The 16,676-nt window shown below is 70.4% G+C and carries 13 protein-coding genes; 12 read left to right on the top strand and 1 reads right to left on the bottom strand.

From position 1 onward, the window contains the following. The first annotated feature begins 271 nt into the window (after nt 1-271). From hpnC to ACWD3C_RS19990, 11 genes are all read left to right on the top strand, one after another. Nucleotides 272-1,174, top strand: a complete 903-nt coding sequence (hpnC, locus tag ACWD3C_RS19940; protein ID WP_451145594.1) for a squalene synthase HpnC — start codon at nt 272-274, stop codon at nt 1,172-1,174. Next, complete coding sequence (hpnD, locus tag ACWD3C_RS19945; protein ID WP_451145596.1) at nt 1,171-2,121, top strand: presqualene diphosphate synthase HpnD; 951 nt, start codon at nt 1,171-1,173, stop codon at nt 2,119-2,121. The genes hpnC and hpnD overlap by 4 nt, the downstream gene beginning before the upstream one ends. Then, nucleotides 2,121-2,261, top strand: coding sequence for a DUF6380 family protein (locus ACWD3C_RS19950; RefSeq protein WP_451145598.1), 141 nt, complete (start codon nt 2,121-2,123; stop codon nt 2,259-2,261). The genes hpnD and ACWD3C_RS19950 overlap by 1 nt, the downstream gene beginning before the upstream one ends. Then, nucleotides 2,258-3,676, top strand: coding sequence for a hydroxysqualene dehydroxylase HpnE (hpnE, locus tag ACWD3C_RS19955; RefSeq protein WP_451145600.1), 1,419 nt, complete (start codon nt 2,258-2,260; stop codon nt 3,674-3,676). Before ACWD3C_RS19950 ends, hpnE begins: the two co-directional genes overlap by 4 nt. Next, nucleotides 3,673-4,812, top strand: coding sequence for a polyprenyl synthetase family protein (locus ACWD3C_RS19960; protein ID WP_451145602.1), 1,140 nt, complete (start codon nt 3,673-3,675; stop codon nt 4,810-4,812). Before hpnE ends, ACWD3C_RS19960 begins: the two co-directional genes overlap by 4 nt. 133 nt (nt 4,813-4,945) lie before the next feature. Beyond that, a complete protein-coding gene (gene shc, locus ACWD3C_RS19965; RefSeq protein ID WP_451145604.1) occupies nt 4,946-6,943 on the top strand; it encodes a squalene--hopene cyclase in 1,998 nt (665 codons plus the stop codon). Beyond that, nucleotides 6,943-7,713 (top strand): phosphorylase family protein, encoded by a 771-nt coding sequence (locus ACWD3C_RS19970; RefSeq protein WP_451145606.1) that lies wholly within the window; start codon nt 6,943-6,945, stop codon nt 7,711-7,713. Before shc ends, ACWD3C_RS19970 begins: the two co-directional genes overlap by 1 nt. Nucleotides 7,714-7,718: 5 nt before the next feature. Next, nucleotides 7,719-8,741: an adenosyl-hopene transferase HpnH gene (hpnH, locus tag ACWD3C_RS19975; RefSeq protein WP_451145608.1), complete on the top strand. Its 1,023-nt coding sequence runs from the start codon at nt 7,719-7,721 to the stop codon at nt 8,739-8,741. A 4-nt stretch (nt 8,742-8,745) separates the two neighbouring features. Then, nucleotides 8,746-9,903 (top strand): flavodoxin-dependent (E)-4-hydroxy-3-methylbut-2-enyl-diphosphate synthase, encoded by a 1,158-nt coding sequence (gene ispG / locus ACWD3C_RS19980; RefSeq protein ID WP_451145610.1) that lies wholly within the window; start codon nt 8,746-8,748, stop codon nt 9,901-9,903. 42 nt (nt 9,904-9,945) lie between these two features. After that, nucleotides 9,946-11,841, top strand: coding sequence for a 1-deoxy-D-xylulose-5-phosphate synthase (gene dxs / locus ACWD3C_RS19985; protein WP_451145612.1), 1,896 nt, complete (start codon nt 9,946-9,948; stop codon nt 11,839-11,841). Continuing rightward, on the top strand, nt 11,838-13,247 hold the full coding sequence (locus tag ACWD3C_RS19990; protein ID WP_451145614.1) for an aspartate aminotransferase family protein: 1,410 nt from the start codon (nt 11,838-11,840) through the stop codon (nt 13,245-13,247). Before dxs ends, ACWD3C_RS19990 begins: the two co-directional genes overlap by 4 nt. 157 nt (nt 13,248-13,404) lie before the next feature. On the opposite strand, the gene ACWD3C_RS19995 is transcribed toward ACWD3C_RS19990, so the two are convergent. Next, nucleotides 13,405-14,202, bottom strand: a complete 798-nt coding sequence (locus ACWD3C_RS19995) for a tyrosine-protein phosphatase (protein ID WP_451145616.1) — start codon at nt 14,200-14,202, stop codon at nt 13,405-13,407. Nucleotides 14,203-14,383: 181 nt separating this feature from the next. On the opposite strand from ACWD3C_RS19995, the gene ACWD3C_RS20000 reads away from it, so the two are divergent. Continuing rightward, entirely contained in the window at nt 14,384-16,456 is a 2,073-nt protein-coding gene (locus ACWD3C_RS20000) for an alpha-galactosidase (RefSeq protein ID WP_451145618.1), read from the top strand. Nucleotides 16,457-16,676: the final 220 nt, after the last annotated feature.

Below are 16,676 nucleotides of genomic sequence, written 5' to 3' on the forward strand. Positions count from 1 at the left end.
TGGGGGTCAATCGGTGTGTTGTTGTGATGTGCAGGACACCCGGGCAGAGCATGGCGCGTTGTACAACGTAAGCTGTACCGGTGCCGAATCGCGGCAAGTAGGGCCATAATGCGCGACACCCGGCATCCGCCGCCCGCGCGGACCGTCGGGCGGCGTGTCCGAAACATTGTGTATTGGGTCGGCAGTGTAGAACGGGAGATGTGACGGCAATGGCTACGGATACTCTCCACCTCCGCGACGCTCGTGCCGTCCCCGCGCCGGGTGGCGAGCGGTGACCGAAGCCGGTACGGCGCACACCGGTGACCCGGAGCGCGGCACCCTCGCCAAGGCCGCGGACGAGAACTTCCCCGTGGCACCGTTCTTCCTGCCCAGGGCCTGGCGCGACGACCTGATGGCCGTCTACGGCTTCGCCCGCCTCGTCGACGACATCGGTGACGGCGACCTCGCCCCCGGCGGTGCGGACGCCCGTCTGCTGGGCGTCGGTCCGCGGGACGCCGAGGACCGACTCGTCCTCCTCGACGCCTTCGAGGCCGACCTGCACCGGGCGTTCGACTCCACTCCGCGCCACCCGCTGCTGCGGCGCCTGAAGCCGACCGTCCGCCGCCGCTCCCTCACGCCCGAGCCCTTCCTCGGCCTGATCGCCGCCAACCGCCAGGACCAGCTCGTCAAGCGGTACGAGACGTACGACGATCTCCTCGCCTACTGCGAGCTGTCCGCCAATCCCGTCGGCCGCCTCGTGCTGGCCGTCACCGGCACCTCGACCCCCGAGCGCGTCCGCCACTCCGACGCGATCTGCACCGCGCTGCAGATCGTCGAGCACCTCCAGGACATCGCCGAGGACCTGACGCGGGACCGTATCTATCTGCCCGCCGCGGACATGAAGCGCTTTCACGTCCAGGAGGCGGACCTCACCGCGCCCACGGCAGGCGCATCGGTGCGCGCACTGGTTGCATACGAAGCAGAACGCGCCCTGAACCTCCTGAATGAAGGCACCCCCCTCGTGGGTAGCGTCCACGGCAGGCTGAGGCTGCTCCTAGCGGGGTTCGTGGCGGGGGGAAGGGCGGCAATCCAGGCGATCGCCGCCGCTGAATACGACGTACTTCCCGGCCCGCCCAAGCCCGGCAAGCTCCGGCTGCTGCGCGAGGTGGGCGTGACTCTGCGAGGAGAGGGGTGATCCGGACCGTGGAGTCCGACCAACACGTGTCCGCACCGGTACTCGCCGCCTACAGCTACTGCGAGGCCGTCACCGGACAGCAGGCCCGCAACTTCGCGTACGGCATCAGACTTCTGCCGACGCCCAAGCGTCGCGCGATGTCGGCGCTCTACGCGTTCTCCCGGCGTGTCGACGACATCGGCGACGGCGCGCTGGCACCCGAGAGCAAGGCGGCCCGGCTGGAGGACACCCGGACGCTGCTCGCCCGGATCCAGGACGGCTCGGTCGACGAGGACGACACCGACCCGGTCGCGGTCGCCCTCGCCCACGCGGGCAGACAGTTCCCGATCCCGCTCGGCGCCCTCGACGAACTCATTGACGGCGTTCTGATGGACGTACGCGGCGAGACCTATGAGACCTGGGACGACCTGAAGGTCTACTGCCGCTGTGTCGCCGGGGCGATCGGCCGGCTCTCGCTCGGCGTGTTCGGTACGGAACCGGGGGCGCGGGGCGCGGAGCGGGCGCCGGAGTACGCGGACACGCTGGGGCTCGCGCTCCAGCTCACCAACATCCTCAGGGACGTCCGCGAGGACGCCGAGGGCGGGCGGACCTATCTGCCCTCCGACGATCTCGCCAAGTTCGGCTGTTCGGCCGGGTTCAGCGGGCCGACGCCACCGCCCGACTCGGACTTCGCGGGACTCGTGCACTTCGAGGTGCGCCGGGCCCGTGCCCTCTTCGCCGAGGGCTACCGGTTGCTGCCCATGCTCGACCGGCGCAGCGGTGCCTGTGTCGCCGCCATGGCAGGCATCTACCGCCGTCTTCTCGACCGCATCGAGCGCGAGCCGGAGGCCGTGCTGCGCGGCCGGGTCTCGCTGCCCGGGCGCGAGAAGGCGTATGTCGCCGTGCGCGGGCTGTCGGGTCTCGACGCCCGCCATGTGTCCCGCCGGACCACCAGGAGGCGTGTCTGATGGACACATCGACCCAAGGTGATACCGGTGGCGAAAAGCGGCACGCAACCCTCCGCCACCAGGCCGCGTCCCTGACTGCGACGACCGGCCGTGGACCGCTCGACCACCACGGCGGGCCAGCCGGGGAGGGGGCACGATGACCGACGGCACACAGCCCGAGGGGCTGCTCGACGCGGACAGTCCCGGGCGGACGGCCGTGGTGATCGGCGGGGGACTGGCGGGGATCACCACCGCGCTCTCGCTCGCCGACGCCGGGATGCGCGTCACGCTGCTGGAAGGGCGGCCGAGGCTGGGCGGGCTCGCCTTCTCGTTCCAGCGCGGCAACCTGACCGTCGACAACGGGCAGCACGTGTACCTGCGGTGCTGCACGGCGTACCGCTGGTTCCTCGACCGCATCGACGCGGCAGCGCTCGCACCGCTGCAGGATCGTCTCGACGTGCCCGTGCTCGACGCCCAGGGCACACCGGGACGACGGCTCGGCAGACTCAGCCGCACCGCGCTGCCCGTACCGCTGCATCTGGCGAGAAGCCTCGCCACCTATCCGCACCTGTCGCTGGCCGAACGCGCCAGAGTAGGACGTGCCGCACTGGCGCTCAAGGCACTCGACCTCGCGGACCCGGCGCTGGACACGCAGGACTTCGGCAGCTGGCTGGCCGCGCGCGGCCAGTCGACGCGTGCCGTCGAGGCACTGTGGGACCTCGTGGGGGTCGCCACCCTCAACGCGGTGGCCGAAGACTCCTCTCTCGGGCTCGCCGCGATGGTGTTCAAGACAGGTCTGCTCTCCGACCCGGGAGCGGCCGACATCGGCTGGGCACGCGTCCCCCTGGGCGAACTGCACGACCGGCTTGCCCGCAAGGCGCTCGACTCGGCGGGCGTCCGTACCGAACTTCGTACACGCGTCACCTCCATCTCCCACAACGGAAACGGGCGTTGGAACGTTCAGGTTCCCGGCGAGAATCTCGACGCCGACGTGGTCGTCCTCGCCGTACCGCAGCGGGAAGCGCACGAACTGCTGCCCGAGGGCGCGCTCGACGCACCGGAGCGACTGCTTCAGATCGGCACCGCGCCGATCCTCAACGTCCATGTCGTCTACGACCGCAAGGTGCTCAAGCGGCCGTTCTTCGCGGCACTCGGCACCCCGGTGCAGTGGGTCTTCGACCGGACCGGGGCATCCGGGCTGTCCGACGGCCAGTACCTGGCGCTGTCGCAGTCGGCCGCGCAGGACGAGATCGACGAGCCGGTCTCCGTGCTGCGTGAGCGGTATCTGCCGGAACTGGAGCGGCTGCTGCCCGCCACGCGCGGCGCTCAGGTGAAGGACTTCTTCGTGACCAGGGAGCGCACGGCGACGTTCGCCCCCACCCCCGGCGTCGGACGGCTGCGGCCCGGCGCCCGCACCAAGAATCCCGGCCTCTACCTGGCCGGAGCGTGGACCGCCACAGGGTGGCCCGCGACCATGGAGAGTGCGGTCCGCAGCGGCATCAGCGCGGCGGACGCCGCGCTGAGCGCCCTGGGCCGGCCCCGCGAGCACCTCTTCGACGTGGAGGAGGCGGCGTGACGCTCGATCAGCGCGCGGCGGGCCCCCGCACCCCCGGTACCGCAACAAGAGGAGAGACTGTGCCCACTGTGCCCCCGACGGCCTCCACGGCCGATCGAGAGACCGCGGTGGACGTGACCGCGCTCCTGGAGCGCGGCCGGACCCTGGCCACACCGGTGCTGCGGGCGGCCGTCGAACGCCTGGCAACGCCCATGGACACCGTCGCCGCCTACCACTTCGGCTGGATCGACGCACAGGGCAACCCGGCGGACGGGGACGGCGGCAAGGCCGTACGCCCCGCGCTCGCCGTGCTGTCCGCCCAGGTCACCGGGGCCGCGCCCGAGGTCGGCGTGCCCGGTGCGGTCGCGGTCGAGCTGGTGCACAACTTCTCGCTGCTGCACGACGACCTGATGGACGGCGACGAACAGCGCCGCCACCGCGACACGGTCTGGAAGGTGCACGGCCCCGCCCAGGCCATCCTCGTCGGCGACGCCCTGTTCGCCCTCGCCAACGAGATCCTCCTCGAACTCGGCACCGTCGAGGCCGGCCGCGCCACCCGCCGCCTGACCACGGCAACGCGCGCCCTCATCGACGGGCAGGCCCAGGACATCTCGTACGAGCACCGCGAGCGGGTCACCGTCGAGGAGTGCCTGGAGATGGAGGGCAACAAGACCGGCGCCCTGCTCGCCTGCGCCTGCTCCATCGGCGTGGTCCTCGGCGGCGCGGACGACCACACCGCCGACACGCTGGAGAAGTACGGCTACCACCTCGGCCTCGCCTTCCAGGCCATCGACGACCTGCTGGGCATCTGGGGCGACCCGGAGGCCACCGGCAAGCAGACCTGGAGCGATCTGCGCCAGCGCAAGAAGTCCCTGCCGGTCGTGGCCGCGCTCGCGGCGGGCGGCCCGGCCTCCGAGCGGCTCGGTGAACTGCTCGCCGCCGACGCCAAGAGCAGCGACTTCGAGAACTTCTCCGAGGAGGAGTTCGCCGCCCGCGCCGCCCTCATCGAGGAGGCGGGCGGCCGGAGCTGGACCGCCGAGGAGGCGCGCCGCCAGCACACCACCGCCATCGAGGCCCTGGACTCGATCCGGATGCCGGACCAGGTGCGGGCCCAGCTCGTGGCGCTCGCCGACTTCGTCGTCGTACGGAAGAGATGATCACTATCGCGAAGGGGGCGACCCCTATCGGTCGAATAAGCCTCGCGTAGTCGCCGGCCGGTGCTGCGAGCGGACGAGCACCGGCCGACGGCTGACCCACAGCAGAGACATGCCACTGCACGAAGGGGAAGCCATGACAGCGACGACCGACGGAAGCACCGGGGCCCTGCCGCCCCGCGCTGCCTCGGCCAGCGAAACCGACACCGCCATCGACACCCCAGTGGCGGCAGGGGTCCAGGATGCCGCCGCGCGCGCCATACAGCGCGCCACCGACTTTCTTCTCTCCCGCCAGGACGCCCAGGGCTGGTGGAAGGGCGACCTGGAGACCAACGTCACCATGGACGCCGAGGACCTGCTGCTCCGTCAGTTCCTGGGCATCCGCGACGAGAAGACCACACACGCCGCCGCCCTGTTCATCCGCGGCGAGCAGCGCGAGGACGGCACCTGGGCCACGTTCCACGGCGGGCCGGGCGAACTCTCCACCACCATCGAGGCGTACGTCGCCCTGCGGCTGGCCGGGGACGCTCCGGACGCGCCGCACATGGCGAAGGCGTCGGCGTGGGTCCGCGCGCGGGGCGGTATCGCCTCAGCCCGTGTCTTCACCCGGATCTGGCTGGCCCTGTTCGGCTGGTGGAAGTGGGAGGACCTGCCCGAACTCCCGCCGGAACTCATCTACTTCCCGCCGTGGATGCCGCTGAACATCTACGACTTCGGCTGCTGGGCGCGGCAGACCATCGTGCCGTTGACGGTCGTCTCCGCGAAGCGGCCCGTGCGGCCCGCGCCCTTCCCGCTCGACGAACTGCACACCGACCCCGGCAACCCCAACCCGGTCAAGCCCTTTGCTCCGGCGGCCAGTTGGGACGGCGTCTTCCAGCGGCTCGACAAGGCGGTGCGCGCGTATCGCAAGGTCGCGCCGCGCCGACTGCGCAGGGCGGCCATGAACAGCGCGGCCCGCTGGATCATCGAGCGGCAGGAGAACGACGGCTGCTGGGGCGGCATCCAGCCCCCGGCGGTGTACTCCGTCATCGCCCTGCACCTGCTGGGCTACGACCTCCAGCACCCCGTCATGCGGGCCGGGTTGGAGTCCCTCGACCGGTTCGCCGTGTGGCGCGAGGACGGGGCCCGGATGATCGAGGCCTGCCAGTCGCCGGTCTGGGACACCTGCCTCGCGACCATCGCCCTCGCCGACGCGGGCCTGCCCGCCGACCATCCGCGACTGGTGCGGGCCGCGGACTGGATGCTGGGCGAGCAGATCGTCCGGCCCGGCGACTGGTCCGTGAAGCGGCCTCAACTCCCGCCTGGCGGCTGGGCGTTCGAGTTCCACAACAACAACTACCCCGACATCGACGACACCGCCGAGGTCGTCCTCGCCCTGCGCCGCGTCAAGCACCACGACCCGGAGCGCGTCGAGCGGGCGATCGGGCGCGGAGTGCGCTGGAACCTCGGGATGCAGTCGAAGAACGGCGCGTGGGGCGCCTTCGACGTAGACAACACGAGCGCCTTCCCCAACCGGCTGCCGTTCTGCGACTTCGGCGAGGTCATCGACCCGCCGTCCGCCGACGTCACCGCACACGTGGTGGAGATGCTCGCCGTCGAGGGGCTCGCGCACGACCCGCGCACCCGCCGGGGCATCGAGTGGCTGCTCGCCGAACAGGAGCCCAACGGCTCGTGGTTCGGACGCTGGGGCGTCAACTACGTGTACGGCACCGGGTCGGTGGTGCCCGCGCTGGTCGCCGCCGGGCTGCCCGCCGCGCACCCCGCGATCCGCCGGGCCGTGGCCTGGCTGGAGACCGTGCAGAACGACGACGGCGGCTGGGGCGAGGACCTGCGCTCTTACCACGACGTCGCCGAGTGGAGCGGCAAGGGCGCCTCCACCGCCTCCCAGACCGCGTGGGCCCTGCTCGCGCTGCTGGCGGCGGGGGAGCGGGAGTCCAAGGCCACCGAACGCGGGATCGCATGGCTCGCGAGCACCCAGCGCGAGGACGGCTCCTGGGACGAGCCGTACTTCACGGGGACCGGGTTCCCGTGGGACTTCTCGATCAACTACCACCTCTACCGGCAGGTGTTCCCGCTCACCGCGCTCGGCCGGTACGTCAACGGAGAGCCCTTCTCGTTCGGCAGGGCGAGCTGATGAGCCCCGCTCCCGCCCCGGCCCCGCTGCTGATCGCCTGCGCGCTCGGCATCGAGCGGCTCGCCCTGCGCGGCGGCGACCGTGGCGTGAGGCGGAGGGGCGCGCCGGTGTCGAGAGGCCGAGCGCGCGGAGGCCCCGACGAAGGAGGGGCTGAGCACGGTCGGGCTCTCGACACCGGCTTTCAGCGCCCCGCAGCCGAACCGAACAGGTGGGTCGCCGGGGGCCCGGTCACCGTGCTGCGCACCGGCATGGGGCCCCAGGCCGCCGAGAGCTCCGTCACCCGGGCGCTCGCCGACCCGGCGCTGAGCGAGGCGGCCGTGCTGGCCACCGGGTTCTGCGCCGGGCTCGCGCCGGGCATGCACCCCGGTGACCTGGTCGTCGCCGAGGAGACCCGGGGGCCGGGCGACGTCACCACGCCGTGTGTGGGCACCGACCTGCTGGTCAAGGAGCTGGTGCGGGCCGTGCCAGGACGCACCGTGCACACCGGGCCCCTCACCGGCTCCGACCATGTCGTACGCGGACACGAACGGTCGGAACTGCTCGCCACCGGCGCAATCGCGGTCGACATGGAGTCGGCGGCCACGCTCCACAGCGCCGTGCGCACGGGCGCGCGCCCGGTTGCGGCCGTACGGGTGGTCGTGGACGCTCCAGAACATGAACTGGTCCGGATCGGCACGGTGCGCGGTGGAATATCGGCTTTCCGCGTCCTTCGTGCCGTCCTTCCCGCTTTCTTCGAATGGCACCGTTCTTTGCTGCTCCCCAGGAGGTGAGCCAGATGGCCATGCCGCTCCGCCAGTCCATCAAGGTCGCTACGTACTTGGCTGAACAGAAGCTCCGCAAGCGGGACAAGTTTCCGCTCATCGTCGAGCTGGAACCGCTCTACGCCTGCAATCTGAAGTGCGAGGGCTGCGGCAAGATCCAGCACCCGGCGGGTGTGCTCAAGCAGCGCATGCCGGTGGCCCAGGCCGTGGGCGCCGTACTGGAGTCCGGTGCGCCGATGGTGTCGATCGCCGGTGGGGAACCCCTGATGCACCCCCAGATCGACGAGATCGTGCGTCAGTTGGTGGCCAGGAGGAAGTACGTCTTCCTGTGCACCAACGCCATGCTGCTGCGCAAGAAGATGGACAAGTTCACGCCCTCGCCGTACTTCGCCTTCGCCGTGCACATCGACGGGCTGCGCGAGCGGCACGACGAGTCCGTGGCGAAGGAGGGGGTGTTCGACGAGGCCGTGGCGGCCATCAAGGAGGCCAAGAAGCGTGGCTTCCGGGTGACCACCAACTCGACCTTCTTCAACACCGACACCCCGCAGACCATCATCGAGGTCCTCAACTACCTCAACGACGACCTCAAGGTCGACGAGATGATGATCTCGCCCGCCTACGCCTACGAGAAGGCGCCCGACCAGGAGCACTTCCTCGGCGTCGAGCAGACCCGCGAACTGTTCAAGAAGGCCTTCTCGGGCGGCAACCGGCGCCGCTGGCGGCTCAACCACTCCCCGCTCTTCCTGGACTTCCTGGAAGGCAAGGTCGACTTCCCGTGCACGGCGTGGGCGATCCCGAACTACTCGCTCTTCGGCTGGCAGCGGCCCTGCTATCTGATGAGCGACGGGTACGTCACGACGTACCGGGAGCTCATCGAGGACACCGACTGGGACAAGTACGGCCGCGGCAAGGACCCGCGCTGCGCCAACTGCATGGCGCACTGCGGCTACGAGCCGACGGCCGTTCTCGCCACCATGGGCTCCCTCAAGGAGTCCCTGCGGGCCATGCGCGAGACCGTCTCCGGAAACCAGGGGTGACGCCATGACCGCCGTTTCCCTGGGCGTCCCCGAGGTGCCGGTCCGGCCGATCGCGGAGCGCCGCGTGTCGCGGCAGATCATGGTCGGCCCCGTGGCGGTGGGCGGGGACGCGCCGGTGTCGGTGCAGTCGATGACGACGACGCGTACGTCGGACATCGGCGCCACGTTGCAGCAGATCGCGGAGCTGACGGCGTCGGGCTGCCAGATCGTGCGGGTGGCCTGTCCCACGCAGGATGACGCGGACGCGTTGGCGACCATCGCGCGTAAGTCGCAGATCCCGGTGATCGCGGACATTCATTTCCAGCCGAAGTACGTGTTCGCGGCGATCGAGGCGGGCTGTGCGGCGGTGCGGGTGAACCCGGGCAACATCAAGCAGTTCGACGACAAGGTCAAGGAGATCGCCGGGGCGGCGAGGGACCATGGCACGCCGATCCGGATCGGGGTGAACGCGGGGTCGCTGGACCGGCGGCTGCTGCAGAAGTACGGCAGGGCGACGCCGGAGGCGCTGGTGGAGTCGGCGTTGTGGGAGGCGTCGTTGTTCGAGGAGCACGGGTTCCGGGACATCAAGATCTCGGTGAAGCACAACGACCCGGTGGTCATGGTCAACGCCTACCGGCAGCTGGCCGCGCAGTGTGACTATCCGCTGCACCTGGGTGTGACGGAGGCGGGCCCGGCGTTCCAGGGGACCATCAAGTCCGCCGTCGCCTTCGGGGCGCTGCTGAGCGAGGGCATCGGCGACACGATCCGCGTCTCGCTGAGCGCGCCGCCCGCCGAGGAATGCAAGGTCGGCATCCAGATCCTTCAGTCGCTGGGCCTCAGGCAGCGGCGCCTGGAGATCGTGTCGTGCCCCTCGTGCGGGCGGGCGCAGGTCGACGTGTACAAGCTGGCCGACGAGGTCACGGCCGGTCTGGAGGGGATGGAGGTGCCGCTGCGCGTCGCCGTCATGGGCTGTGTGGTCAACGGTCCCGGTGAGGCACGCGAGGCGGACCTCGGCGTGGCTTCCGGCAACGGCAAGGGGCAGATCTTCGTCAAGGGCGAGGTCATCAAGACGGTTCCCGAGTCGAAGATCGTGGAGACCCTCATCGACGAGGCGATGAAGATCGCCGAGCAGATGGAGCAGGACGGCGTCGCGTCGGGGGAGCCGGCGGTCACCGTGAGTTGAGAAACACGGGTTGAACAGCACGGACCGAGAGGGGGCCCGAGCGTGACGATTCTGGAGAGCATCCGGGGACCACGCGACCTGAAGGCGCTGTCCGAGGCGGAACTCGGTGAACTGGCCGAGGAGATACGGGAGTTCCTGGTGCACGCGGTCGCCAGGACCGGCGGTCACCTGGGGCCCAATCTGGGGGTGGTGGAACTCTCCATCGCGCTCCACCGGGTCTTCGAGTCACCCGTCGACCGCATCCTGTGGGACACCGGACATCAGAGCTACGTCCACAAGCTTCTGACGGGACGCCAGGACTTCTCCAAGCTGCGCGGCAAGGGCGGCCTGTCCGGCTACCCGTCGCGCGAGGAGTCGGAGCACGACATCATCGAGAACAGCCACGCCTCCACCGCCCTCGGCTGGGCGGACGGCCTCGCCAAGGCCCGCCAGGTGCAGGGGGACAAGGGGCACGTCGTCGCGGTCGTCGGGGACGGCGCCCTCACCGGCGGCATGGCCTGGGAGGCCCTGAACAACATCGCGGCCGCCAAGAACCGGCCGCTGATCATCGTCGTCAACGACAACGAGCGCTCGTACTCGCCCACCATCGGCGGCCTCGCCAACCACCTCGCGACCCTGCGCACGACCGACGGTTACGAGCAGGTCCTGGCCTGGGGCAAGGACGTCCTGCAGCGCACACCCGTCATCGGCAACACCCTCTACGAGGCCCTGCACGGTGCGAAGAAGGGCTTCAAGGACGCCTTCGCCCCGCAGGGCATGTTCGAGGACCTGGGGCTGAAGTACGTCGGGCCGATAGACGGTCACGACCTGGGCGCCGTCGAGTCGGCGCTGCGCCGCGCGAAACGGTTCCACGGACCTGTGCTCGTCCACTGCCTCACCGAGAAGGGGCGCGGATACGAGCCCGCCCTCGCGCACGAGGAGGACCACTTCCACACGGTCGGCGTGATGGACCCGCTCACCTGCGAGCCCCTCGCCCCGTCCAACGGGCCTTCCTGGACCTCGGTGTTCGGCGAGGAGATCGTCCGGATCGGTCAGGAGCGCGAGGACGTCGTGGCCATCACGGCGGCCATGCTGCACCCGGTGGGGCTGGGCAGGTTCGCGGAGCGGTTCCCGGACCGGATCTGGGACGTCGGCATCGCCGAGCAGCACGCCGCGGTGTCGGCGGCCGGGCTCGCGACCGGCGGGCTCCACCCGGTCGTCGCGGTGTACGCGACGTTCCTCAACCGGGCCTTCGACCAGCTCCTGATGGACATCGCGCTGCACCGGTGCGGGGTCACCTTCGTACTGGACCGGGCCGGGGTCACAGGAGTCGACGGCGCGTCGCACAACGGCATGTGGGACATGTCGATCCTCCAGGTCGTGCCCGGCCTGCGGATCGCCGCGCCGCGCGACGCCGACCAGCTGCGGGCGCAGTTGCGGGAGGCGGTCGCGGTCGACGACGCGCCGACGCTGATCCGCTTCCCCAAGGAGTCGGTGGGACCCGCGATCCCGGCGGTCGACCGGGTGGGCGGACTGGACGTACTGCACCGGGCCGACCGGCGGGACGCGCTCCTCGTCGCCGTCGGGGTCATGGCGCCCGTCTGTCTGCAGGCCGCCGAACTGCTTCAGGCCCGCGGCATCGGCTGCACCGTCGTCGACCCGCGCTGGGTCAAGCCCGTCGACCCGGGGCTGCCCGGGCTGGCCGCCGAGCACCGGCTCGTCGCGGTCGTCGAGGACAACAGCCGGGCGTCCGGGGTCGGCGCCGCGGTGGCGCTCGCGCTGGGGGATGCCGAAGTCGACGTGCCCGTACGGCGGTTCGGGATTCCGGAGCAGTTCCTCGCACACGCCAAGCGCGGGGAGGTGCTGGCGGACATCGGCCTCACGCCCGTCGAGATCGCCGGGCGGATCAGCGCGTGCCTGGCCGCCAAGGATGAGCTGTCCAAGGAGAAGCAGGAATGACGACCGTGGAACCCGCAGCCGCGACCGAGGAGTTCGACCTCGGCAAGCTACTGGCCGAGCGTGGCGCCGAGCGCTACGAGCTCCACGCTCGGCACCTCAACCACCAGCTCCCGCGCATGCTGCACACCATCGGCTTCGACAAGGTGTACGAGCGGGCCGAGGGCGCGTACTTCTGGGACGCGGACGGCAACGACTACCTGGACATGCTCGCCGGCTTCGGGGTGATGGGCGTGGGCCGCCACCACCCCGTCGTCCGCAAGGCGCTGCACGACGTCCTCGACGCCTCGCTCGCCGACCTCACCCGCTTCGACTGCCAGCCGCTGCCGGGGCTCCTCGCCGAGCGGCTCCTCACCCACGGCCCGCACCTGGACCGGGTGTTCTTCGGCAACAGCGGCACGGAGGCCGTCGAGACCGCGCTGAAGTTCGCCCGGTACGCCACCGGCAGGCCGCGCGTGCTGTACTGCGCGCACGCCTTCCACGGGCTCACCACCGGCTCGCTCTCCGTGAACGGCGAGGACGGCTTCCGCGACGGCTTCGCACCGCTGCTGCCCGACACGGCCGTACCCCTCGGTGATCTCGACGCCCTGGCGCGGGAGCTGAAGAAGGGCGACGTCGCCGCCCTCATCGTCGAGCCCATCCAGGGCAAGGGCGTGCACGAGGCCCCGCCCGGATATCTGCGCGCCGCCCAGGAGTTGCTGCACAAGCACAAGGCGCTGCTCATCGCCGACGAGGTGCAGACCGGGCTCGGGCGGACCGGGGACTTCTACGCCTACCAGCACGACGAGGGCGTGGAGCCGGACCTGGTGTGCGTCGCCAAGGCGCTCTCCGGCGGCTATGTGCCGGTCGGGGCGACCCTGGGCAAGGAGTGGATCTTCAAGAAGGTCTACTCGTCCATGGACCGCGTTCTCGTCCACTCCGCGAGCTTCGGCTCCAACGCGCAGGCCATGGCGGCCGGCCTCGCCGTGCTGTCGGTGATGGAGAACGAGCAGATCGTGGCGGGCGCCCGGGCCACCGGGGAGCAGTTGAAGTCCCGGCTGGCGGCGCTGGTCGACAAGTACGAGCTGCTGAGCGACGTACGCGGCCGGGGGCTGATGATCGGCATCGAGTTCGGCAAGCCCAGGTCGCTGAAGCTGCGCAGTCGTTGGACGATGCTCCAGGCGGCACGCAAGGGGCTGTTCGCCCAGATGGTCGTCGTACCGCTGCTGCAACGGCACCGCATCCTCACCCAGGTCTCCGGCGACCACCTGGAGGTGATCAAGCTGATCCCGCCGCTGGTCATCGGCGAGCGGGACGTCGACCGGTTCGTCGACGCCTTCACCGAGGTGATGGACGACGCGCACAGCGGGGGTGGGCTGATGTGGGACTTCGGGAAGACGCTGGTGAAGCAGGCGGTCGCCAACCGGTAGGGGCCATTCACGCTCAATCCGAGACAACCGAGGCGGGCGGCTGGACGTACTGACGGGGCGGCGGAGCTGCGCCTCGGCGACACCGCGTGGTGCGGAGCACCGCCGGGTCACTCCGGGAAGACCTGGCCAGGCTCGCCGTGTCGTCGGGGACGGGGGATCAGGCCAGCAACCGCCCTCGCAGCCGCTCCCGGACCTCCGGCGTGACCTTCAGGCCCTGTTCCAGGTACACGTCCGTGCCGCCCCACGTCTCCTCGATCGTCTCGAACGCCGCGTGAAGGTACTCGGCGCGGGCGTCGAAGAGAGGGCTGAGCAGCTCCATGACCTCGGGGGTGTACGCGTTCGTGGAGCTGCCGCTGCGGTGGACCTTGTAGCGGCGGTGGGTGGCGTTCGACTCCAGGTAGTCGGTGACGATGGCCTCGGGCTCGACGCCGAGGGCGAGCAGCGTCACGGCTATGGACAGGCCCGCGCGGTCCTTGCCGGCCGCGCAGTGCATGAGGGCGGGCACGCTGTCCTCGGCGAGCGCGTGCAGCACCTGGGAGTGCTCGGCCGTGCGGCTCTTGATGATCACGCGGTAGGAGTCGACCATCCGGCCCGCCGCCCTGCCGTCCGACAGGAGCGAGCGCAGCTGCTCGATGTCGCCGTCGCGGACCATCTTCCAGAACTCGGCGCCGTCCGCCGGGTCGGTGAGCGGCAGGTTCACGTTCCGCACACCCGGCAGCTCGACGTCCGGACCTTCCAGCTGCTGGTCGGCCGCGTTGCGGAAGTCGAAGATCGTGTGCAGGTCGAGGGAGGTCAGGAACGCGGCGTCGTCGTCGGTCGCGTGCGCCAGATGACCGCTGCGGAACAGCACCCCGTGCCGAACCCGCCGTCCGTCGACCGTCGGCAGTCCGCCCACATCGCGGAAGTTGCGCACACCGGTCAGCTCGGGCTCGGTCGACGGGATCTGCTGCGTCACGAAGGGCTCCTCGCATTCGGCCGTCGGCGCCGATCGTCGACGGGGCGCGCACTCGACGATACGACATCGATGCCCACGGCAATGAGTTGTCCACAGGCGTTTGCCTGCGAACCGCCGCGCCCCTGATGATGTTGGGGGCTGATCAGACCTGATCGCACCTGTTCGAATATGTGAGGGCTTGATGTTGGAAATCGGCGGAGACGGCCGCACCTGGCTTCTCTCGGGGCCCACCAGCAGCTACGCGCTGCGTCTCACCGAGGCCGATGAGCTGCTGCACCTGCACTGGGGCCCGCGCATCGCCCTCGTCGACGCCGAGGCGCTCGCCACCCTGCCGTTGCGGGGTTCCTCGGCCTTCGAGTCCCCGCTCGACGGGCACGAGGAGTACCCCGTCGAGGGCGGCAACCGCTTCGTACGGCCCGCTCTCTCCGTACGGACCGACGAGCGGCGCGGCACCGAGTGGACCTTCGCGGGGTACGAGGCCGAGGACGACGAGCTGCGGCTGCGGTTCGCCGACGACGGGCTCGGCATCACCCTGCACTACCGGATGCGCGACGACGTCGTCGAACGCCGGGTGACCCTCACCAACGAAGGGACGGCCGCGGTGGAGCTGCTGCGCGCCGACTCCGCGACCTGGACGCTGCCGCCGCGCGAGGGCTGGCGGCTCTCCCAGCTGCACGGGCGCTGGGCGGCCGAGTCCCGGCTCGTGCGCACCGACCTCACCTACGGTGAGAAGGTCATCGGCAGCCGGCGCGGGCACACCGGGCACCAGCACCTGCCATGGGTCGCGCTCGACACCGAGGCGACCGAGGAGAGCGGCGAGGTCTTCGGGTGCGCGCTCGGCTGGTCGGGCTCCTGGCGGATCGCCGTGGCCCAACTCCCCGACGCGGGCGTGCAGATCACCGGCGGCGCCGGATACGACGACTCGGGCCTGCTGCGGCTCGGCGCCGGGGAGACGTTCACCACCCCCGTCTTCGCGGGGCTGTGGAGCGACGGCGGGTACGGCGGGGCGAGCCGGGCCTGGCACGCGTACCAGCGCGCGTACGTCATCCCGGACGCGGACCAGGACCGGCCGGTGCTGTTCAACTCCTGGGAGGCCACCACTTTCGACATCTCCGAGGACCAGCAGCGGGCGCTGGCGCGGCGGGCCGCGGACATGGGCGTCGAGCTGTTCGTGGTCGACGACGGCTGGTTCGGGGCGCGCACGAGCGACCGGGCGGGGCTCGGTGACTGGACGCCCAACCCCGACCGCTTCCCGTCCGGGCTGGGGCCGCTCGCCGACGACGTGCACGCGCTCGGCATGCAGTTCGGCATCTGGGTCGAGCCCGAGATGGTCAACGCGGACAGCGACCTGTACCGGGCGCATCCCGACTGGGCGCAGTTCCAGCAGGGGCGCCGGCGGACCGAGATGCGTAACCAGCTCGTACTCAACCTCGCGCGCGAGGACGTTCAGGAGTACCTGTGGGAGCAACTCCACGGGCTGCTCTCCAGCGCGCCCATCGACTACGTGAAGTGGGACTTCAACCGCTGCTTCACGGACGCGGGCTGGCCCGGTGAGCCGTACCCGCAGAAGCTGTGGGTCGAGCACGTGCACGCCTTCTACGGTCTCCTCGACCGGCTGCGGGCCGCGCACCCGGGGGTCGCCTTCGAGTCCTGCTCGGGCGGTGGCGGCCGGATCGACCTGGGAGTCATGGCGCGTACGGACCAGGTGTGGACCTCCGACAACACGGACCCGCTCGACCGGCTCGCCATCCAGCACGGCTTCAGCCAGCTCCACCCGGCGCGGGTCATGGCGGCCTGGGTCACCGACAGCCCGAACACGCAGCTCAACGACCGGGTCAGCTCGCTGCGGTTCCGGTTCGTGAGCGCCATGGCCGGGGTGCTCGGCGTCGGCGGCGACCTCACCGAGTGGAGCGAGGAGGAGCTCGCCGAGGCCCGGGACTGGGTGCGGCTCTACAAGGAGATCCGGCCGGTCGTACAGCGCGGCGACCTCTACCGGCTCAGCCCGCCGGCCGGCGGGCTGAGCGCGGTGCAGTACGTCCTCGGCGACGAGGTCGTCGTCCTCGCCTGGCTCCAGGCCCAGCACTACGGAGAGCCGGTCGCCCCGCTCCGGCTGCGCGGCCTCGACCCGACGGAAGCGTACGAGTGCCGCGAAACGGGCGAAGTGCACCGAGGTGCGGTGCTGTTGCATCACGGGTTGCGGACGGGGCTGCGTGGTGACTTTGATGCGGCAGTTATCCGCCTGCGTCGCATCTGAGCGTTCTGCCCGAAATGGAGCCTGAATTCCAACTGGCCCTGGAATAAACCGCACTGAGTCGATGCCGGGTGACCAGGGTCATATTCGTGACCGTGCGTGGCCGCCATGCTCACGTAATTTGTGCGCGCTTTCAGGGTGGTTAGGAAAAGGTAAAGATCGCTCATTTACGGAGGGTGACCGTGAATAGGCGCATGGATCACAGAAGGAGACGCACAGGAAA

The organism is Streptomyces sp. NPDC002845 (assembly GCF_053591955.1).